The sequence below is a fragment of the Methylobacterium sp. Leaf85 genome (assembly GCF_001422125.1).
Classification (GTDB): Bacteria; Pseudomonadota; Alphaproteobacteria; order Rhizobiales; family Beijerinckiaceae; genus Methylobacterium; species Methylobacterium bullatum.
In genome coordinates, this window is record NZ_LMME01000031.1 from 279108 (window position 1) to 299921 (window position 20814).

A 20814-nucleotide genomic window follows, 5' to 3' on the forward strand; every position below is an offset into this window, starting at 1 on the left:
GCTCAAATTCGGGGAACGCCCACGGCCCGCACGCTTGCTGGTCCGGCCGATCCCGAGCCAAGCCCCGGAGCCATCCGGGGAAGGTGTAGAGACTAGACGGGCGGCGCCTAAAGATCGCGAAGGGTTATTCCTGATCGATCCATGGCGAAGGGATAGTCCAGACCACGAACGCTCCGGCAAGGGGCGGCGGCGGAAGCCGAAGTGGGATGAAACCTGGGGTCGCAGGTTCGAGACCTGCCGGGGACGCCACCATCACCCCATCCTCGACCGATCGCCCGTCTCCCGGCTGAATGCCGGGCAAGGGCGTGGAATAGTGCGGCCGTGCCGTCTTTTTCGGGTTGGGTTGAACAAGGGAACGTGGAAGAAACAGCGACCATAAGAAGCATGAGCGTCGAGGATCCGCCCGAGGGCAAGGTGCGCGGCAAAGCTCATGAGACTGGACGGGATCTGACATGGCTGGGCAAAAGACCGATGCACGCGATGTCCATGTCGGCATGCGCATCGCCGAGCAAAGGAAGAAATCGGCCCTGACCCAGAAACGTGTCGCCCAGAGCTTCGGCATGTCTGCGGCACAACTCCAGAAGTACGAGAAGGGCATCAACCGCATCAGCGCGATCCATCTCGAGATTCTAAGCCGCATGACCGGCATGCCGATCGATTACTTCTTCGATGGCATGAACCGTAGCGACGACGCCCCGCCCCGTGGACTGAGCGAGGCACCCCAGCAGGCCTTCGTACCCCGGGATGGAGCACAGGCCCCCTGGAGCGGCCTTGTCGATGTCGTGGCCAAGCACGTGACGGAGCATTTCTCGGACGCCAACCGCCGCGAATTCGCCGCCGCCATCCATGCCCTCGACGAGAAGCTGAACGGCTGATCTACAGTATGATTCGTTCGTTTTAGCGGATACGTTCGGTTTGTCATCTTGACCGCCTGAGGAGGGAGTGCCAGAAGCTCTCCGTTCCGAAGACCGGGTCGAACGCTGCCGAGGCGAACCCGAAACCGGGGGGCCTCAGATGCCGCGTTCCAACTACCTGTTCACCAGCGAGTCGGTCTCCGAAGGCCATCCGGACAAGGTCTGCGACCGGATCTCGGACACCATCGTGGATGCCTATATTTCTGCGATGCCGGAAGCTCGCCTCGGGGTCGAGACCCTGGCCACCACCAACCGCATCGTCATCGCGGGCGAGGTGCGCGGCCCGGATTCCGTGACCTTCGAGCATCTGGAGCACCTCACCCGTGAAGCGGTGAAGGACATCGGCTACGAGCAGTCGGGCTTCCACTGGAAGAACAACGACATCGCCATCCACCTCCACGCCCAGTCCGCCGATATCGCGCAGGGCGTGGATTCGTCCGGCAACAAGGACGAGGGTGCCGGCGACCAGGGCATCATGTTCGGCTACGCCTCGGACGAGACGCCCGAGCTGATGCCGGCGCCGATCTACTACGCCCACAAGATCCTCAAGGATCTGGCCGACGCCCGCAAGGGCAAGCAGGGCGATGCGGCCAAGCTCGGCCCCGATGCCAAGAGCCAGGTCACCGTCCGCTACGAGAACGGCCGTCCGGTCGGCGTCACCCAGATCGTGCTGTCCACCCAGCACATCGACGAAACCCTCGATTCCGCCGACGTGCGCGCCATCGTCGAGCCCTACATCCTGGCGGCCCTGCCCCAGGGCTGGGTCGGCGAGGAGACCGTCTGGCACGTCAATCCCACCGGCAAGTTCGTCATCGGCGGCCCGGACGGGGATGCCGGCCTCACCGGCCGCAAGATCATCGTCGACACCTATGGCGGCGCGGCACCGCATGGCGGCGGCGCCTTCTCGGGCAAGGATCCGACCAAGGTCGACCGTTCGGCGGCCTACGCCGCGCGCTACCTCGCCAAGAACGTGGTTGCCGCCGGCCTCGCCACCCGCGCCACGATCCAGCTCGCCTACGCCATCGGCGTCGCCAAGCCGCTCTCGATCTACGTGGACCTGCACGGCACCGGGACCGTCGACGAGGCCAAGCTCGAGACCGTGCTGATGGATGCCCTCGACCTCTCTCCCCGCGGCATCCGCCTCGCCCTCGGCCTGAACAAGCCGATCTACGCCCGCACCTCCGCCTACGGCCATTTCGGCCGCAAGCCCGAGGATGACGGCGGCTTCTCGTGGGAGCGCACCGACCTCGCCGACAAGCTCAAGTCGGCCCTGTCCTGACCCGTGGCGTACGGGCGGGATGAACTCCCGCCCGACGAGGGCGGGACGGCAATCGAGGGCGCGGACCGCGCCTTCTACGGCCGGCGCAAGGGCAAGCGCCTGCGGGCCGGACAGGAGCAACGTCTGGCCGATCTGCTGCCGCGCCTGCGCGTAGCCCTGCCGGCGGAAGGTGCACGGCTCGACCTGCCCGCGCTTTTCCCGCATCCGGTGGACGAGGTCTGGCTCGAGATCGGGTTCGGCGGCGGCGAGCATCTGGCCGCCCAGGCTACGCGCCACCCGCAGGTCGGCATCATCGGCGCCGAGCCTTTCGTCAACGGCGTCGTCAAGCTGCTGCGGGCCGTGGATGACGGCGACCTCGCCAATGTCCGGATCTGGGACGAGGACGCCACGCAGCTCCTCGCCGCCATTCCGGATGCGAGCCTCGCCCGCGTCTACCTGCTCTATCCCGATCCCTGGCCCAAGCGCCGCCAGCGCAAGCGGCGGTTCGTCTCGGACGAGACACTGGCCGAGATCGCCCGGGTCCTGAAGCCCGGCGGCGTCTTCCGCTTTGCCAGCGACATCGACGATTATGCGGGCTGGACCCTGGTGCGGGCGGCCCGGTGCGACGCCCTCGACTGGACCGCCGAAGCGGCGGCCGATTGGACGCGACCCTTCCCGGAATGGCCGGGTACCCGCTACGAGGCCAAGGCGATCGCGGCCGGCCGTGGTCCGACCTACCTGGAGTTCCGCCGCCTCGGCTGAGCGGGTGCGGTCCAGCACTGCTTTTTCGTCGTAAGCCCTTGCGGCGCAGAGCGTTGCGACCTCAGATGCCGAGGCAACGAGCATCCGGGGTTACCGGATCGAGCGATGATGCCCCATACGAGTCCGGGGCGCCGCCGAGTGAGGGTGCGGAGTGGGCAGCGGATCTGATCGAGGATCGCCAGTGCCAGGGGATGCGCGCTCCCCGGCCGACCCCTATCGGCGCGGCTTCGACGAGGCCGGGATCGGCCTGGTGATCGTCGATCCCGCCACGAATCGCATCTACGATGCCAACCGGTTCCTGACGACCCTGCTCGGATACGAAGCCGGAAGCCTACCGGGCCAACCCGTCACCGTGTTCGGAGACGATCCCGACTTGCTCTCCGCCGGCATCCGGCGCTGGACCACCACGAGCGGCACGCCCCTGGACGTCCGCATCCGACCTTCGGCGGCCACGGATGAGGGCCACCTTCGAACCTTCGTAGTGGAACGGGTCGACGCCGACGACATCGTGCGCTCGGAGGAGAACCGCGCCGCCCTCACCGCCGCCGGGCTCGGAGAATGGCGGATCGATCTCGCGGACGGGCTCCTCAGAGTGTCGCGGCGGGCGGCCCATATCCTCGGCTTCCCTCCCGGTACGTCACTGACCTGGCCGCAGGTCGCTGGCCTGATGGAGGCACCCGAGGTGGAGAGGGTGAAGGCGACCGCCCGTGCGGCGATGCGCGCCGGCACCCCCTTCGCCATCGAGGCCCGCCTGCGACGCGCGGGCGACGACATCGAGATCCGGGTCAGTGCCAGGGGGCAGGCGATCGGTGCCGTGGGCGACCGGTCCGGAATCGTGGTGGGCGTGCTGCAGGACGTGACGACGCGGGTGGGCGCGCGCGACGCCCTCCGCGAGAGCGAGGAGCGCCTGCGCATCGCCACGTCGCTGGCCGAACTCGGCATCTTCGAATGGCACATGCTGGACGATCAGGCCGTCTGGGAGAACGAGCGCATGTTCGCGATCTTCGGGCGTCGCCCCGAGGAGGGGGCACTCGGCAAGCGCGAATTCCTGAGTACCGTCCTCCATCCCGACGACCGCCCCGCGTTCCGCCGGGCGATCTCGACGGCTCTGCGCGAGGATTCCACCCTTCAGGCCAGCGGCCGCATCCAACGCGCGCATGACGGCGCGTGGCGCATCATCGACATGGCCGGGCGTTTCGAGAGCGACGCCCCCGACCGCCTCCCCCGCAGGCTCATCGGCGTCGTCGCCGACGTGACCGAACGCAGGATCGCCGAAGAGCGGCAGGCCCTGCTGATCCGCGAATTGCACCACCGGGTGAAGAACACTCTGGCGACCGTCCAGGCCATCGTCGGCTCCACCGCCCGCACGGCGTCGAGCATCGAGAGTTTCTACGAGGCTTTCGTCGGGCGGATCATGTCGCTCGCCCATACCCATTCGGTCCTCACCGAGGATACCTGGCAGACCGCCTCCCTGCGCAACCTCCTGGAGAACGAGCTCAGACCCTATGGCGACGGTGCCTCGGACGGTCCGGGCGCGAGGCGGATCGTCCTCGACGGGCCACCGGTGGACCTCGCCTCCGAGATCGCGGTCCCGATCGGCATGGCGATCCACGAACTGACCACCAACGCGGCGAAACACGGCGCGCTCTCGACGCAGGAGGGACGGGTCACCATCACCTGGAACGTCACGGAGGATGCGGACGGCAAGACGCTGCATCTCGAATGGTCGGAATCCGATGGGCCCCCGGTGCGACCGCCGACCCGCCAGGGTTTCGGCTCACGCCTGCTGCAGCGCGTGCTCACGGCCCAGGTCCGTGCCGACATCGCCACGAGCTATCCGCCCGAAGGGTTTCGCCTGACCATGACGGCGCCGCTGCCCGCCCGGACCGAGGGGCTGAACCCGCTGGCCTGACGGGAGCGTCACGCCGCGCCGCGGGCGGCCCCCTCTTCGCCGCCCGCCTCGACGAAGGCCTTGAGCTCGTCGAGAGAATCGAAGGTGAACTGGCCGCGCGGCGTATCCGCCTCGATGGAGCCGTTCGAGTACATCACGTACGTGTTGCCACCGGAGGCATAAGTGCCCACCACCGCAAGACCGCCCTTGGCGGGGCTCGCGGCTGGATCGGCTTCCTCGGGCGGCGGCGGCGGGGCGGGCACGGGCTCCGGCGCAGTCTCCGGCTCATCCACGACGGACGATCGCAGGCCCAGGGGCTCCTCCCGATCGGCCTCGCGGGGCGGCGATGGAGGCACCGCGACTGGCGCCGGGGGGGCGTCCGCGACAATGGGCGCGGGCTCCGGTGCCGGAATGACCGTATCGACCATGGCCGTCGGCTTGACCGCCCGCGGCGGCTTGTTCGGCTTGATCCGGCGCGCCGGTGCCGCTTCAGAATCGGGCTCGACCGCGCGGATCGGGCTCTGCCGGGCGTCCTCGACGGGCGGCGGCGGCGGATCGGGCAGGAGATCCGGCAGGAGGGGCGATGCCGGGTCACTGCCGAGGGGCAATGCGGGCGCGGCCTCGTCGGCGAAACGGGGCGGCGACGGGAGCCTCGGCTCGGCGAGCCCCACCGCGCTCGGGCGCTGCCGCCCGGGGGAAACCGCCTCCTCCGCCCCATCGGCCGCGCCGAGCTCCGGCGGCTCGATCCGGCCCCGTGCCTCGAACACCGAAGGATCGACGCCGAGCCCGGCCCCCTGCTCCAACAGGACCCGCTCCAGGCGCTTCAGGTAGGTGGCGACCACGGCAAGGCCGAGGAGGAGCGCGCCGGACGAGGCCGTGGCGGCCCCCGCGATGGTCATCGTCCATCCGCTTTCCAGCCTGACATAGGGAAAGCCCTGGACGACGGAGGCAATGCCGCCGACGATCATGACGACGGCGAGCGCGAACAGCGCGAGGATCATGGAACTCTCTAGATGACGCCTGCACGTAGGAAGTGCGGCGCGCACAGTAAGGCCCGGCCCGGGTTTTGCAAAATCGATCGGCAAGGAAATCCCCGTTCACCGTTCGATACCGGACGCCCGTTGCCCTTGGCGGAGGAGCGACTTAGGTACGAGCGCGTTGGCCGGATGACGGCGCGACCCTCGCATCCCTCGGAGCGAGACCCGCCATCCTGTGCCACCAGACCCGGGAGACCTGCCGATGACCTTCACCCTGCCCGAACTGCCCTACGCCTACGACGCGCTCGGCCCCTACATGTCGAAGGAGACCCTCGAGTTCCACCACGACAAGCACCACAAGGCCTATGTCGATACCGGCAACAAGCTGCTCGAAGGCACGGGTCTCGAAGGCAAGACCGTCGAGGAGATCGTCACGGCGTCCTACGGCACCAACCAGCCGCTGTTCAACAATGCCGGCCAGCACTTCAACCACCTCCACTTCTGGAACTGGATGAAGCCCAATGGCGGCGGCGCGGCCCCGGCGGCCCTGGCCGCGAAGATCGATGAGGATCTCGGCGGCTTCGACAAGTTCAAGGCGGACTTCATCCAGGCTGGCGTCAGCCAGTTCGGCTCGGGCTGGGCGTGGCTCGCGGTCAAGGACGGCAAGCTCGCGATCCTCAAGACCCCCAACGGCGAGAACCCGCTGGTGCATGGCGCCAAGCCGATCCTCGGCGTCGACGTGTGGGAGCACTCCTACTATATCGACTACCGCAACCGCCGCCCCGACTACCTCAAGGCGTTCATCGAGAACCTGGTGAACTGGGAATACGTCGAGAAGCTCTACGGCGAAGCGTCCAAGTAAGCTCCGCTCTCACGGTCGCGCCGCGGGTCTTCCGGCCCGCGGCGTTGTCTTACGGAACTGCCCGCATCCATCGAGCCTGACGAGGCAGTCGAAGCGCGGCACTCCTCCCCCTTGTGGGGAGGAGTTGGAGGTGGGGGTGGCTGTGCGACCCGCTGCGGAGCCCGGCGGAACCAACCCCACCCTCGCTCCCTCCCCACAAGGGGGAGGGAAGAACGCGCATCGACGAGGCGTTCCGTTTCCCTCTCTCCGGTCGATTCGCATGATCCGCAGCATCCTCTCCGTCGGCGGCTGGACGCTGGTGTCCCGCGTCACCGGCTTTGCCCGCGACGTGGTGATGGCGGCCGTGCTCGGTGCCGGTCCGGTGGCAGACGCCTTCGTGGTCGCCTTCCGGCTGCCGAACCATTTCCGCGCCATCTTCGGCGAGGGGGCGTTCAACACCGCTTTCGTCCCGGCCTATGCCGGCCTCTCCGAGACCGGCGAGGACGGCGCGGCCAAGCGTTTCGCCACCCGCATCTTCACCCTGATGCTGCTCACGCAGATCGTTCTCCTGGCCGTCGCCCTGCCGGCGATGCCGTGGGTGGTGCGCGCGCTGGCACCGGGTTTCTCGGACGATCCCCTCCGCTTCGATCTGGCCGTTTCGCTGACGCGGATCACCTTCCCCTATCTCCTGTTCATGACCCTGGTGACGCTGCTGTCGGGCATCCTCAATGCCCATCGGCGTTTCGCCGTGGCGGCGGGCGCACCGGTCCTCCTCAACCTCTCGATGCTGGCGGCCCTGGCCCTGGCGGGATTCTTCCCGAACGCCGCCTACGCCGCCGCCTGGGGCGTCTCGGTATCCGGCATCTTGCAGTTCGGCCTCGTCTGGCTCGCCTGCCGGCGCGCGGACATCGCGCCGGGGATGGGCAAGCCGAGCCTGCGCGATCCGGCGATGACGCGGTTCTTCAAGGTCCTCGGACCAGCGGTGATCGGCTCGGCCGGATTTCAGATCGCCTCCTTCGCCGACACGATCATCGCGAGTTTCCTGCCCACCGGCGCGGTCTCGGCCCTCTACTACGCCGACCGGCTGTACCAATTGCCCTTCGGCGTCATCGCCATCGCGGCGGGGACGGTGCTGCTTCCGGAGATGAGCCGGCGGATCGCCAAGGGCGACGTCGCTGGCGCGCATGCGGCGCAGAACCGGGCGGCGGGCTTCTCGCTCGCCCTGTCGGCCCCCTTCACCATCGCCTTCCTCACCCTGCCGGGCCTGATGATGACGGCCCTGTTCCAGCGCGGAGCCTTCCAGGCCGAGGATGCCGCGCGGGCGGCTTCCGTGCTCGCCGCCTACGGCCTCGCGCTCCCCGCCGTGGTGCTGGTGCGCAGCGCGGTGGCGAGCTTCTACGCACGCCAGGACACGATGACGCCGCTCATCGCTTCGCTCGCCTCCATCGCCCTCAACGTCGCGCTCAAGATCGTGCTCACCGGGCCTTACGGCGTGACCGGCCTGGCGCTGGCCACCGCCATCGGCCAATGGCTCAACCTCGCACTCCTCGTGGGGCTCGCCTGGCGCCGGGGATGGACAGCGCCGAGCCGGGGCCTCGGCATCACGATCATCGGCGTGGTCGTCGCCTGCGCCGCCCTCGCCGCCACGGCGATCTACGGCCTCCCGATCGTGGAACGGTCGGTGCCGGCTCTGCCGCATTTCCGCGAGATCGTGGTGCTTGGGCTTCTCGGGCTCGTCGGCGCCCTCGTCTACGGCACCCTGCTGCTCGGAACCCTGCGGGCCTTCGGCCTGCGCCTGCGCCGGGCCTGATCCTCTCGGGATCAGCGGCCCTGGCAGATCCCGTTCAGGACGCGGTCCAGCCGCTTCTGCCGGTCGGTCCGCTCGTTCGGCTCCGATGGGGCGCCGGCCGCACCCGGCGGAACGGTCTGGCCCGTGGTCGACGTATGAGGCGCCGTGACGGTGGTTTCCGGTCCGCCCCCCGTTCCGGTGACGGCGGCCCGAGCCTCGGGCTGGCCCATGTTTCGGGCTTGCGCGCCTCTTTCGGTATGGAACGCGAAAAACCGGCGATAAATGGCGCAGGTTCCAGAATTAAATTGCTGGCGATACAGGAAGTAGTCTCGTCGGACCGAGCGGCTTTCCGGATCGGGTCGGGCAGTCAAAGGTAATCCGGTCGCGGCAGCCTCGGCGTTACTGTCCGGCTCGCCCCCGCATCGAGGCCGGCTGGCCGGGCAGGCTCAGCCTGAACCCCGTATCGCGCACCGCGTCTCCCTCGACGCGGTAGACGCCGATGGTCCGGTCCACGTAATTGCCGACATAGACATGCGTGCCCGAGGGACTGAAGGCGATGCCCTGTGTCACGCTTCCGGCTTCGGCCTCTCCCGTGCGGCGGACGAGCCGCGACGGATCGATGGTGAGCAGCGCCACCGCCCCGGTCGGGATGTAGCCGGGGCCGCTCGCCGGAGCGCTCGATCCGCGCACCACGGCCACCGCCGCGTGCCGGCCATCGGGCGAGATCGCCAGGGTCTCGGGCGTATCGCCGATGCCGAGGTGATCGGTCACCACCGGGCGCGGCGCATCGGCCCGGATCACGCTGACGCTGTCGGCGTGCCCGTCGCTGGGCTCGGGGCCGGTATTGGCGGCGAGTGCCAAACGCCCGTCGGGCGTGACCTCGAGGCCATAGATGCCGGGGCCGACGGGAAGGTCGAGGGCGGGATCGTAGGTGGCTTTGGCGCCGTCGAGGGCGAGGACACCCACCTTGGCGGCCTTGTTCTTGGCCACGAACGCGCGGCGCCCGTCCGGGGCGATGGCCAAAGCCGCCGCCTCGTCGCCGACATCCACGGTGGACACGGCGCGCACGCTCGTCCCCGCGATCGACAGGATTGTGACGCTGCGGCCCTCGCGGTTGGCCACGAGGGCGACATCGCCTGTCCGCGCGATGGCGAGGCCCGAGGGCTGGCGCCCGACGCGGATGGTCTCCACCAGACGCGGCGGGTCCGCGAGGAGGTCGATCACGTGGAGCCGGTCGTCCGCCTGCGCGTACCAGGCCTCGCCCTCCTGCCGCATGAGCACCGAACTCGCCACCAGCCCGAGCCGTCCGTCCGGGGTGATCTGCAGGTTGGTGGGCGGCCCGTAGACGGAATTGTCGAGGGGCAGGACATGAGCGAGGCGGGGGCGGGCCTCGTCGCTCACATCGACGATGGCCAGCGCATCGCGGCCGTTGGGGCCGTTCCGGCCGCCCTCGGGCAGGAAGAAGGTCTTTCCGTCGAGCCCGACGAGGAGATAGGCCGGCGCCTCGACGGCGCAGGCGGGCGCGAGGCCGAGGAGCCCCGCCATCAAGATTCCCACGAGGCGCATCGTTCTCACTCCCAGCCGTCGCGGACGAGAGCCGCCGTGCCATCGCACCTGCCGATCCCGATGCGACGAAGGCATAATGATCCAGGACCGGAAAGGTTTACGGCGGATCAGGCGCCCGCTGTCATGCGGCCCGGACCGTGGAGAGGAACTGCGACATCGCGGCATCGAGTTGGTTGAACTGCAGTGACAATTCCGAGGCCGAGGCGAGAACCTGGGCCGAGGCGGCCCCCGTCTCCTCGGCGGCCGAGGCCACGGCACTGACGTTGTGGTTGACCTCCCTGGTCCCGGCCGAGGCTTCGGTGACGTTGCGGACGATCTCCTGAGTCGCCGCGCCCTGCTCCTCCACGGCCGCGGCGATGGAAGCGGACACGTCGTCGATCTCACGGATGCGCTGGGTGATGCCGGCAATCGCCGAGACCGCCATGCCGGTGGAAGCCTGGACGCGCGCGATCTGGCCGGTGATCTCCTCGGTCGCCTTGGCGGTCTGGCTCGCCAGTGCCTTCACTTCGGAGGCGACCACGGCAAAGCCCCTCCCCGCCTCGCCCGCTCGCGCAGCCTCGATGGTGGCATTCAGCGCCAGCAGGTTGGTCTGGCCCGCGATCGTCGAGATCAGGGACACCACATCGCCGATGCGGGCGGTGGACTCGCTGAGATCGCGAACGAGCGCGGCGGTCTCGGCCGCCTCTATGACGGCACGCTGGGACAGGCTGGCCGAGCCTTGCATCTGGCGGCCGATCTCCTGGACCGACGAGCCGAGCTCCTCGGCGGCAGAGGCCACCGTGGTGACGTTGGCGGCGGCGGTGTCCGCAGCGGCCGCGGCATTGCCGGAGCGTCGGGCGGTCATCGTAGCGGTGGCGCTCATGCTGCCCGCCGTGGCCTGCAACTCCGTGGCGGCGGCGCTGACCTGAGTGGCGATGCCGCCGACGGCGGCCTCGAACCGATCGGCCATGTCGAGCATGACCGCCCTGCGCTGGGCCTCGGAGCCGGCGCGCGCGGCTTCGGTCTCCGCCTCCAGGGCACGAGTGCGGATGATGTTGTCCCTGAACACCACGACGGATTTCGCCATGGCGCCCACTTCGTCCATGCGATCGACGCCGGGGACGTCGATATCCGTGTCTCCCCCAGCCAGAAGCTCCATCGCCGAGGTCATCCGGCGCAAGGGGCGGCTCACGGTGAGTGCCAGCATGATGGCGGCGCCTGAAGCCATGAGCGCGGCGATGGCGACGAGGACCATGGTCGCGATCACGGCACCGTCATAGGTCGCCTGCGCTTGGGCGCCGCTTTCGCGCGCCACGCGTGCTTCGTAGGTGACGAGCTTCTGAAGCTCGGTCAGCACCGCACTGATCCCCGTCGACATGGTCGTGTTGTAAGTGCGCTGGGCCTGGGCGAGATTCCCGGCCTGCGCCTCCATGACGATGCCGTCCTGCAACGCCAGATAGGCGACCCATTGGGTCTCGAACGCCTTGTACAGTGCCTTCTCCTCGGCCGTGTCCAGGCGAGGCGTGTAGGCGGCCTGGACGTCGCGCATCTCATCGGCCCGCAATTTGATCGTGGCGGCGGCGCTGGCGCGCAACTCCGGCGTATCCGCGTTGATCAGGCGCCCGCCACTCACCCGCTGCCGCAGGGCGAGAACCTGGATCCTGCCGAGCATCTCGGTGTTCGGCAGGTGATCGTCCCGCATTTCCCGCGCGATGTCATTGACCGCCCGAAGGAAATACAGCGATGCCCCTGCAAGTGCAGCTGACAACAAGAACATGATTCCGAAGCTGACGACGAGCTTTGCTCGAACAGAGAAAGACTTAGGAAACATGGAAGCGGCGACCTCGAAATCCGAATTTCGGATGGAACACCGATCGTCTTAAGATCCCGTAACGTCGCAGACCGTCACTTGCCACGCCCTGAGCGGCAAACACAAAGTCGTGTCGCGCCCATCCCTAGACTGAACACAACCGAGGCTGAATGGCGCGAACACTGATAAGAGCGAGCATCGGCCGCCGCCATGATCAAGCGCGAGGTCCGGTCTCACCTCGGCTTGGATTCAATCCGGCGCGCGGCCGAGCGCCCCTCGGATCAGCCGCTTGGCATCCTCGCTGCCCCAATCGGCCGGTCCCTTCATCACGCCGAGGATACAGCCCTTGGCGTCCACGAGCATCGTCGTGGGCAGGCCGAGCGAACCTGTCGCCTTCTGCATGGCCGGCAGCACCCGCCCGCCGGGATCGGCATAGTAGGCGAGGTTCGTGATCCCATTCTCCTTCAGCCATTGCGGCGGCTTCTCGAGATTGCGGGTGTCCACATTGATCGCCGCGACGGTGAAGTCCGTCCCCCCCAGCGTCTGCTCGAGCCGGTCGAGGGCCGGCATCTCGGCCTTGCAGGGCGCGCACCAGGTCGCCCACAGGTTCACCAGCGCGAGCCGCCCCTGTAGCTGGGCGAGGCTCCGGTCGGCACCGTCCGGCCCCTTGAACACGAGGTCCGGCGCGGGGCGCGGAATCTTGGAGACCTCCATGGCCGCCACCTCGCCACGGGCGTGGGGCGCGAGGCGCGCGATCGTCTCGACGGCGCCGCGGCACGGCTCGGCCACCGCCTCGCTGTTGCCGCCGGTCGGACGCGTCCCGTATACGGCGAGACCGCCCGCGATCAGGACGGCGACGACGGCTCCCGCAGCCAGGGTCGCCTTGGCTCCGGGCATCATCGTTGCGTCGCCCGACGGGTGGATGGGGCGGCCGAGAGGAACAGTGTCGACATGAGCAACCGGATGTGGGGCGGGCGCTTCGCGAGCGGCCCCGCCGAGATCATGGAGGAGATCAACGCCTCCATCGGATTCGACAAGCGCCTCGCACCCCAGGATATCCGCGGCTCGCTGGCGCATGTGGCGATGCTGGGCAAGGCGGGCATCCTGCCATCGGCCGATGTGGCAGCGATCGAGGACGGTCTCAAGGCCGTGCGCGCGGAAATCGAGGGCGGCGGCTTCGTGTTCAAGCGTGAGCTCGAGGACATCCACATGTCCGTCGAGAGCCGTCTCACCGAGATCGTCGGCCCCACCGCCGGGCGCCTGCATACGGCCCGCTCGCGCAACGACCAGGTCGCCACCGACATGAAGCTCTGGGTGCGCGACACCCTGGACAGCCTCGACGAGCAGGCCGCCGGCCTGCAGCGGGCCCTGGCCGAGAAGGCCCTTGCCCATGCGTCGACCGTGATGCCGGGCTTCACCCATCTGCAATCGGCCCAGCCCGTGACGTTCGGGCACCATTGCCTCGCCTATGTGGAGATGCTGGCCCGCGACCGTGGCCGGTTCCGCGATGCCCGCGCGCGGCTCAACGAATGTCCGCTCGGGGCCGCGGCGCTGGCCGGCACGTCCTTCCCCATCGACCGTCACGCCACGGCGGCGGCGCTCGGGTTCGACCGGCCCACCGCCAACTCCCTCGATTCCGTGGCCGACCGCGACTTCGCCCTGGAGTCGCTCTCCGCCGCCTCGATCTGCGCCGTGCACCTGTCGCGCTTCGCCGAGGAACTGGTGGTCTGGACCTCGGCCCAGTTCAACTTCGTGAAACTGTCGGACGGCTACACCACCGGCTCGTCGATCATGCCGCAGAAGCGCAACCCGGATGCGGCCGAGCTCGTTCGCGCCAAGTCCGGCCGCGTCATCGGCGCGCTGACCAGCCTGCTCATCGTGATGAAGGGCCTGCCGCTGGCCTATTCGAAGGACATGCAGGAGGACAAGGAGGGCACGTTCGACGCGCTCCAGGCGCTCTCCCTGTGTCTGGCCGCCATGACCGGCATGGTCCGCGATCTGGAGCCCAATGCCGAGGTGCTCGCCCGCGCCGCCGGCTCCGGCTACGCCACCGCCACGGACCTCGCCGACTGGCTCGTGCGCGAGCTCGGCCTGCCGTTCCGCGAGGCGCACCACGTCACGGGCCGCCTCGTCGGCGCCGCCTCCGCCAAGGGGATCGGGCTGGAGGAACTGTCCCTCTCCGAGATGCAGGAAGCGGAGCCCAGGATCACCGATGCGGTCTATGCGGTGCTGGGCGTGGAGAATTCCGTCACCAGCCGCACCAGCTATGGCGGCACCGCGCCGGACAACGTGAGGGCGCAGGCCACACGCTGGCTGGCGCTCCTCGACGCGCCAGCCGCGACAGCGTGATTCACAGGGCGACAAAAAAGCTCGGCCGGAGCGGATGCGTTCACGGTCGAGCTATGTGATCCTGCCTAAAGCTCGGACCAAGCACGCCGGAGATGTCGATGCCCGTCGAGAGTTGGATGAATCCCGAAGACACCGCCGCCCTCGCGGCGGAAGCCACCACGCTGATCGATGCCGTTCTGGCCCGCCTGCCCGAGGCGGACAGCTCTGCCTTCTGGGCATCGATCCGCAAATGCTACAACACGCCCTACAACGACCCGAAGCCCCGCGCCCTGCCCGTCCGCGACGTGATGGAAGCGACGGCCACCGCACCGCATCTGGCGGGCTCCATCGCCGATCTGACGACGGTCGGCGTGGCGGTCGCCGAGCCGCCTCGGGTGGAGATGGCGATGGGTGCCATCCTCGCGGGATCGACCTTCGGACCGGAGGCACACCCGGCCTGAATCCTCCGGGACTGCGGGGCTCTTGCGCGAACCCGATGCTCGATCCGGTCCGACGGGATGCCGTCCCGCCGCAATTCCGGACAATTTGGCAGCATGTGTCGACACCACGACGAACGCCGCCGATGACGCAGGTCCGCCGCGCGCGCTGCCGGCGGCCTTTCTTTCGTATTCGAGAACCTGAACACGATGCCGCATCCTCTCCGCCGCCTCCTCGTCGTCAGCGCCACGGCGGCTGTCCTGCCGATCCTCGGCCCAGCCCATCTCACCGGTCCGTCGCCGGCCATGGCGCAGCAGGAGGCCGCCGCCGAGACCGAGGCCCCGGCGAAATCCCGGGGACGCGGGCGGGAGAGGAAGAAGGCGGTCAGCGCGCCGGGCATGCAGCAGGCGACGCCGGTGGCCATCTTCGGCGACTGGAACGTCTTTGCCAACGGCCAGGGCAAGTCGCGCACCTGCTACGCCATCGCCCAGCCCCAGGCCCGCTCGCCGAAGACCCTCAAGCGCGACACCGCCTACCTGTTCGTGACCATCCGCAAGGGTGACAACGTCCAGAACGAGGTCGCGGTGATGTTCGGCTTCCCGCCCAAGCCCGCCGCCAGCCAGGCAAAGGCCAACGCCACCTCAGCCTCCGATCCGACCCTGAGCCTCGGCACCTCGCAGTACGGCTTGGTGGTGAAGGACGAGAACGCCTGGCTGCAGAACCCGTCCGAGGAAGCCCGCCTCGTCGGCGAGATGGCCAAACTGGCCAAGGTCCAGGTTAAGACGGTGTCCATGCGCGGCACCTCCACCAGCGACGAATACGCGCTGGCGGGATTCGGTGACGCGATGAAGCGCGCCCGCGAGGAGTGCAAGTAAGGGCCCCTTCCGCGATACGCCGAGCCGCCGTCCCAGGAGGCCGGCGCGGCGGCGTCAGGCGCCGCCCAGCGCCGCCCGCGTGAGCGCGTCGGCCCCGATATCCTCGGTGCCGTTCATGCCCAAAGTCTCGATCAGCCGGCCACGGGCGCGGCTCACGCGGCTCTTCATCGTGCCCACGGCGACGCCGCAGATCTCGGCGGCCTCCTCGTAGGTGAAGCTCTGCGCGCCCACGAGGACGAGGGCCTCGCGCTGGCTCAGGGGCAGCAGGTCGAGGGCGGCCTGGAACTCCCGCATCTCCACCCGGATCTCCTGCTCGGGCAGGCTGGTCAGTCGGCCGGCATGGGCACCGTCGGCATCCTCGACCTCGCGCTTGCGCTTGCGCTGCTCGGAATAGAACAGGTTGCGCAGGATGGTGAACAGCCACGCCGTCAGGTTCGTGCCGCGAGCGAAGCTGTCCGCCTTGGTCCAGGCGCGCACCAGCGTGTCCTGAACCAGGTCGTCGCTGCGGTCGAGATCGTAGGTCAGCGAATAGGCGAAGGCCCTGAGGGCCGGGATCGCGCCGAGCAGGAGATCGCGCATCTCGGAATCGGCGCCGGCGGGCGTTCCGACGGGATGAAGGAGGCTGGTCATCATGAGGTCTCCCGCGAAGCAGGCTTGGCCGAGAGTTCGGTGAGGAGGGCCTCGAACCGGTCGGGCAGCGGCAGATTCAGGACGTCGCCGTAGAGAAGGCGGAGATTTCGTCCGATCCGGCGCCGGGATTCCGTATCCATGCCGGCTCGCGCTCCGGCCGCGGCGGGGCAGGCCAAGGCCGCCGCTTCGGAAGACGACGCTTCGCCGCCGGTGGCGTGGGAGCCGGAGGCCCGCTTCCCCGCGTCCAGCACCTCGAAAGGGCCGTGGATATCGCTGGCGTCGATCGTCATGGTTCTCCACCGTTATGTCGGTGTCGGTCCTAGTGACGAGCGCTTTAACGCGTTCTGAAAAATGTATTCAGAAACCTTTAAGCTTGCACAAGCAACGTCTCCCCTCGGAATCACATCGTCAATAGAAGTTTCTTTGAAATGTCATGCACCGACAAGCTGAGCCGTTGAGTGACATTATATTTGCGAAGCTGGACAGGGGCTGAACGAAGACGGTGACTCCTGCGTGTACCGTGAGGAGAAAAGCTGGGTCGATCGTGTTGTCTCGAAGCGTGAGCGCAAAAACCCGCGACGTCTGCGGACGCATGCTCCAGCCGCTTGCCATGCCAAACACTCGCTCACGCAGCAGGAACCGGAGAGGCCGCGTCGCGCGGCGTAACGCGCCGCCGCCGGGGAATTTCACCCGATCCCCGGTGGTATGGCTCGCCGAGGCCGTCCGTCTGCCCCATAAGGCGAGCGGAAGACCCGAGCCACGAGGACGAACCTTGACCGTCACCCAGCTGACCCACCACGACCTCGACGGCTACGGAGCCTCGACCATCGTCGGTGCCTTCCTCGACGTGTCGCGGATCGTCCATATCCCGCGCTATGCCGATGTCGGCCCGGTGGTCGATGCGGAACTGAAGCGGCTCTCCCGCGCCCAGGCGCCCGAATGCCTGATCATGACGGATCTCGGCCTGGAGGCCGTCGCCGTCACCTTCATCACCCGGTTCACTTCCATGAACCTGCGTCGCGACGAGGCCGCGCGGCACCGGCTGATCGTGCTCGACCACCATGCCTCCTCCCTCGACCAGCTGCGCGAGCAGGGCCTCACCCTTGCGCCCGTGCCGGAAAGACCCGGCCTGACGCGGGTCGAACTCCCCGACCCGAACGTGGTCGTCCTCATCGACGAGGACCGCTGCGCCACCCGCCTCGCCTACGAGCATCGGGAACTCTACGCCTCGCGCGACGTCGAGGGCGAGACGACCGAGGAACTCGAGACGCTTGTCGCCGCCGTCGATGCCCTCGACCTGTGGAAGAAGGAGCGCCCGACCTTCCGGGGCGGCCTCGCCCTGGACGAGATCTTCTGGGACAACGTCGCGACGCTGATCCCGGTGGGCCATCCCTGGCATGACCGCTTCATCAGCGCGCTGCTGCGGGCGGTCTCCGCCCTGTTGCGCGAAGGGGCATCGCCGGCCCGCGTCGAGGCCGAGATCGCCGCGACCCGGCGTCGCCTCGTGGATGCGCTCCTGGCCGACGAGCCCCAGGACGACCCGACCCTCACCACCCGCATGCGGATGGCCCGGGCGCTGGCCCGGTCGGATGCCCTGTTCCAGCGGCTCTCGGATGGGACGCTGCTCTCCTTCGGCCTCGATTCCGGCATGTTCCAGCGCGTGTCCGACCTCGTGATGGAGGGCGGCAGGGCGACCCGCGTGGTCAATGTCCAGCGCACGGGTTCGCTGTCGTTCCGCTCGAACAACGAAACGGCGCTGGACGGCGCGCGCAAGTTCCGTGGCGGCGGCCACAAGGATGCGGCCGGCGGCAAGCTGAATGCCGGATCGGCCTTCTCCCTGGCCGATGCCGTCTCCCAGGTGGAGCCGGTGCTCAACCCGCCCCAGCCCGATCCGGCCTCCAGCCCCTTCGCGGCGCTCAAGGCCTGGAAGGGCTGAGCCCGCGCCTCTTCAGCCGACCTTGCCCGTGGTGAGGACGCCGCGGGCCGCCGCCAGCACCTCCTCGCTGAGCGCGTCGTCGTCGATGGCGCGGGCCAGGGCGACGGCTCCGATCATGAGCGACAGGCTCGCCAGGGCCCGCTGCCGCCGCCGTTTCGCCAGGGCCGCGGGAAGGAGGCCCGTCATGCGCTCGATCAGGTCGCGGGCACCGTGGAGGAACCGCGCCCGCAACGGAGAACCGGGCGCCTCGCGCGACACGTCGTTGACCATGGCCGCCAGCGGACAGCCGACGCCCGGATTTCGAACGTGACCGAGGGTCAGGTAACTCGCCATCCATCCGTCGAGATCGTCGGGGCGCCAGTTCTGATTGGCGGCCAGGTCGAACGCCTCGACCGCCAGCGCCTCCTTGCTGGCGAATTGGCCGTAGAAGCCGCCATGCGTCAGGCCCGCCGAGGCCATGATGTCGGCGACGCCGACGCCGTGCAGCCCACGCTCGCGGAACAGGGCGGCGGCGACCTCGACGACCCGTTGCCGGTTCAGCTTGGCCTGCGCCTGTGACACCTTCGGCATCGTCAGATCCTCCTGCTTGACCCTCCGACATATAGATGTTCGGCCTCATGCAAAAGGGACATCACGATGCAGCCCCGGGGCGGAGGATGAAAGTCGCACCTCATCCGCCGTCCCACGGGCTCACCGCACGCGCGGCAGGATCTCCTTCGCAAAGCGCCGCATCTCGGCCTCGAACGGCTGGAACTGCAGCATGAACAGGTCGATGCCGGCGTCATGAAAGGCGCGGATGCGCGCGGCGACGGTCTCGTAGCTGCCCACGAGCCCGGCCGCCGTGCCGCCATTGGTGCCGACATGCTGGGTCGCTGCCGCGTCGGTCTTGGCGAACATCACGCTCGCGGCGTCGGTCCGGGCTCTCGTGGCATTCCGCAACCCCTCGTCGCGCCGGGCCAGGGCGAGGAGCCGGGCATGCTCGGCCTGCGCCTCGGCATCCGTCTCCCGGGCGATCACGAAGGCGGAGAGGCCGTAGCGCAGGGGCGCGTTGGCGGCGGGCCGGCGCGCCACGTCCGCGATCAGCGCTTTGACGACGTCGAGAGGCTGTCCGTTGATGAACCAGACATCCGCCCGCTCCGCCGCCAGGGCGCGGGCCGGCTCGGATTCACCGCCGAGATAGATCGTCGGCCTAGGCCGGAAGGTGCCGGCCGGGCGCAACTGGTAATCCTCGACCTGGAAATGCCGGCCTGCGTGGGTCACGCGCTCGCCCCGCATCAGGCGGTCCACGAGGCCGATCCATTCCTGGCCATAGGCGTAGCGGTCGTCATGGGGCGGGAAGGGCAGGCCCGCCCGCTCGAACTCGGCCTTGTTCCAGGCATTCACGAGGTTGAGGGCGAAGCGACCCTCGCTCACATGCTCGATCTGCAGGGCCATCTTGGCGAGCACGACCGGATGGTAGAGCCCGGGCTTGATCGCCGCGATGATCTCGATGCGACGGGTCAGGGCGGCGAGCGCAGCGGAGGCCGTCCAGGCTTCCAGCTGGTCGCGCTCGTCGTCGTAAGGGTTCGCCGTGTGCTGGGCCACCAGGACCGAGTCGAAGCCCAGTGCCTCGGCTTCCAGCACCAGAGCCCGGTTGCGCGTCCAGCTGGCATCGTCCGGCTCGTCCGGATCGTGGTGGGACGCGCGCGAGCCGTGGACGGCCGCCCAGATCCCGAAACGGGGTGCGTCACTCATGGGCCTCGCCTCACCCGCTCGACGGGCGGAATCGTACAACGCCGGTCGCTCCGACGGACGAAGGCGTGGACCCGCGGCGGCCAATCGGCGTCCAACCTGACGCGCGGCGTGTCGTCGGTCATCATCGTCTCCAGAACGGAAAAAGCGGTCCGGCGCGAAACGAGACCCAGCTCAAGCCACGACGAAAGCTTGGTCTCGACTGCGGATCGTCAACCCGTCCGATGAGGATCCACGTTGACGTGCCATGTCTTAGCGAGATGAGTTAGCCGTTCGCAAGAAAATGGTTTTTTGAATTTCAGTGCTTTTGCGGACGAATGTTTTCCAGGTTCTTGCCGACAAGCCGGCGACGCTTGCCGTCGTCGAGAGGTGTAGAACGGTCGCCCAGCCTCAGGTCGACCGGTCGGATGACGCTCGGCTGCCGCAGCCTCGATGAATAATTACTATCGATTGATCGTCATTTTAACATGCGCCTGCAGACCCTATGCTATAGAAAACAAATATTGAATTCATATGAATAGCCAATTAATAGAAAAATCAAGATATACGGGAGGTCATATCCTAGGCTTAAACCAAGGACATGACCCCAAACACCACTGCCCCGATCAGAACGACTTCCATCGCAACGCGACAGACCAAGATGGCTTGGATGGCCAAGTGATCGGCAAAATGCCGACTCGGCTCGGGCAAATGCCCCTTGTCGAAATGCTGCATTGCCAATATTGCCCCGACGCAAAATTACCGACTAAATTTCAACAATCCATAAACCATTCCGTAACCTTTTAAAGACCCGGCGCCGATGCACGCCAACGTTGAATATATTGATAATAAATCGTATTGGTGTATGGCGACACCTCATGACGAGGCTATTTCACTGCTCGTATCGTCGGACCACCACGAATATGACCAGACCAACACTGGATGCAGGCGGTCACTCATTCATAAAACGATAGATAGAATGGCTAATCGACCCTCTGTTTATCACCATACCCACGACCCGCACAGCAAGCGGCCGGTCAAAGTACATCATCAGGTCGGAACGATTCGGCAGCGATGCATGCGCGCACCCCACGAGCGAAGAAAGATCGG

Annotated in this window: 19 protein-coding genes; 10 read left to right on the forward strand and 9 right to left on the reverse strand. The window is 67.8% G+C overall.

The window, feature by feature from the left end:
• Positions 1-452 precede the first annotated feature (452 nt).
• From ASF08_RS17605 to ASF08_RS17620, 4 genes are all read left to right on the forward strand, one after another.
• The gene (locus ASF08_RS17605; protein WP_056147783.1) at positions 453-875 is read left to right on the forward strand and encodes a helix-turn-helix domain-containing protein; all 423 of its coding nucleotides are present in this window, start codon (positions 453-455) and stop codon (positions 873-875) included.
• Positions 876-1014: 139 nt separating this feature from the next.
• Positions 1015-2193 (forward strand): methionine adenosyltransferase, encoded by a 1179-nt coding sequence (gene metK / locus ASF08_RS17610; RefSeq protein WP_018041796.1) that lies wholly within the window; start codon positions 1015-1017, stop codon positions 2191-2193.
• A 3-nt stretch (positions 2194-2196) separates the two neighbouring features.
• Positions 2197-2934 carry a tRNA (guanosine(46)-N7)-methyltransferase TrmB gene (gene trmB / locus ASF08_RS17615; RefSeq protein ID WP_187273453.1) on the forward strand — a complete coding sequence of 246 codons (738 nt, stop codon included), beginning with the start codon at positions 2197-2199 and terminating at the stop codon, positions 2932-2934.
• 151 nt (positions 2935-3085) lie between these two features.
• Entirely contained in the window at positions 3086-4846 is a 1761-nt protein-coding gene (locus ASF08_RS17620; protein ID WP_056147786.1) for a sensor histidine kinase, read from the forward strand.
• A gap of 8 nt (positions 4847-4854) precedes the next feature.
• Here the strand turns inward: ASF08_RS17620 and ASF08_RS17625 are convergent, their stop codons facing one another.
• Positions 4855-5826: a hypothetical protein gene (locus ASF08_RS17625; protein WP_056147788.1), complete on the reverse strand. Its 972-nt coding sequence runs from the start codon at positions 5824-5826 to the stop codon at positions 4855-4857.
• 238 nt (positions 5827-6064) lie between these two features.
• Between ASF08_RS17625 and ASF08_RS17630 the strand changes: the two genes are divergently transcribed.
• Complete coding sequence (locus tag ASF08_RS17630; RefSeq protein ID WP_018041792.1) at positions 6065-6664, forward strand: superoxide dismutase; 600 nt, start codon at positions 6065-6067, stop codon at positions 6662-6664.
• Between the two features lie 259 nt (positions 6665-6923).
• The gene (gene murJ / locus ASF08_RS17635) at positions 6924-8453 is read left to right on the forward strand and encodes a murein biosynthesis integral membrane protein MurJ (protein ID WP_056147791.1); all 1530 of its coding nucleotides are present in this window, start codon (positions 6924-6926) and stop codon (positions 8451-8453) included.
• Between the two features lie 11 nt (positions 8454-8464).
• On the opposite strand, the gene ASF08_RS17640 is transcribed toward murJ, so the two are convergent.
• From ASF08_RS17640 to tlpA, 4 genes are all read right to left on the reverse strand, one after another.
• Positions 8465-8662: a hypothetical protein gene (locus tag ASF08_RS17640; RefSeq protein ID WP_056147794.1), complete on the reverse strand. Its 198-nt coding sequence runs from the start codon at positions 8660-8662 to the stop codon at positions 8465-8467.
• Positions 8663-8831: 169 nt separating this feature from the next.
• Positions 8832-9998: a YncE family protein gene (locus ASF08_RS17645; RefSeq protein ID WP_056147798.1), complete on the reverse strand. Its 1167-nt coding sequence runs from the start codon at positions 9996-9998 to the stop codon at positions 8832-8834.
• A gap of 121 nt (positions 9999-10119) precedes the next feature.
• Positions 10120-11808 carry a methyl-accepting chemotaxis protein gene (locus ASF08_RS17650; RefSeq protein ID WP_056147802.1) on the reverse strand — a complete coding sequence of 563 codons (1689 nt, stop codon included), beginning with the start codon at positions 11806-11808 and terminating at the stop codon, positions 10120-10122.
• Positions 11809-12036: 228 nt separating this feature from the next.
• Entirely contained in the window at positions 12037-12684 is a 648-nt protein-coding gene (gene tlpA, locus ASF08_RS17655) for a thiol:disulfide interchange protein TlpA (protein ID WP_056147954.1), read from the reverse strand.
• A gap of 54 nt (positions 12685-12738) precedes the next feature.
• Between tlpA and argH the strand changes: the two genes are divergently transcribed.
• The 3 genes from argH to ASF08_RS17670 all read left to right on the forward strand — a co-directional run bounded on the left by argH (position 12739) and on the right by ASF08_RS17670 (position 15428).
• Complete coding sequence (argH, locus tag ASF08_RS17660; RefSeq protein ID WP_056147803.1) at positions 12739-14136, forward strand: argininosuccinate lyase; 1398 nt, start codon at positions 12739-12741, stop codon at positions 14134-14136.
• A gap of 98 nt (positions 14137-14234) precedes the next feature.
• Positions 14235-14576, forward strand: coding sequence for a hypothetical protein (locus ASF08_RS17665; protein WP_244474568.1), 342 nt, complete (start codon positions 14235-14237; stop codon positions 14574-14576).
• A gap of 186 nt (positions 14577-14762) precedes the next feature.
• Complete coding sequence (locus tag ASF08_RS17670; RefSeq protein ID WP_082473258.1) at positions 14763-15428, forward strand: invasion associated locus b family protein; 666 nt, start codon at positions 14763-14765, stop codon at positions 15426-15428.
• Between the two features lie 54 nt (positions 15429-15482).
• Here ASF08_RS17670 and ASF08_RS17675 read toward each other — a convergent pair whose 3' ends face one another.
• Entirely contained in the window at positions 15483-16058 is a 576-nt protein-coding gene (locus tag ASF08_RS17675; RefSeq protein ID WP_056147808.1) for a sigma-70 family RNA polymerase sigma factor, read from the reverse strand.
• Positions 16058-16348 (reverse strand): NepR family anti-sigma factor, encoded by a 291-nt coding sequence (locus ASF08_RS25900; protein ID WP_056147811.1) that lies wholly within the window; start codon positions 16346-16348, stop codon positions 16058-16060. The genes ASF08_RS17675 and ASF08_RS25900 overlap by 1 nt, the downstream gene beginning before the upstream one ends.
• Before the next feature lie 482 nt (positions 16349-16830).
• Here ASF08_RS25900 and ASF08_RS17685 point away from each other — a divergent pair, with 482 nt between their 5' ends.
• A complete protein-coding gene (locus ASF08_RS17685; protein ID WP_056147813.1) occupies positions 16831-17994 on the forward strand; it encodes a dimethylmenaquinone methyltransferase in 1164 nt (387 codons plus the stop codon).
• Positions 17995-18006: 12 nt separating this feature from the next.
• On the opposite strand, the gene ASF08_RS17690 is transcribed toward ASF08_RS17685, so the two are convergent.
• Positions 18007-18564, reverse strand: coding sequence for a TetR/AcrR family transcriptional regulator (locus ASF08_RS17690; RefSeq protein ID WP_056147816.1), 558 nt, complete (start codon positions 18562-18564; stop codon positions 18007-18009).
• 120 nt (positions 18565-18684) lie between these two features.
• Positions 18685-19728 (reverse strand): LLM class flavin-dependent oxidoreductase, encoded by a 1044-nt coding sequence (locus ASF08_RS17695; protein WP_056147819.1) that lies wholly within the window; start codon positions 19726-19728, stop codon positions 18685-18687.
• Positions 19729-20814 lie beyond the last annotated feature (1086 nt).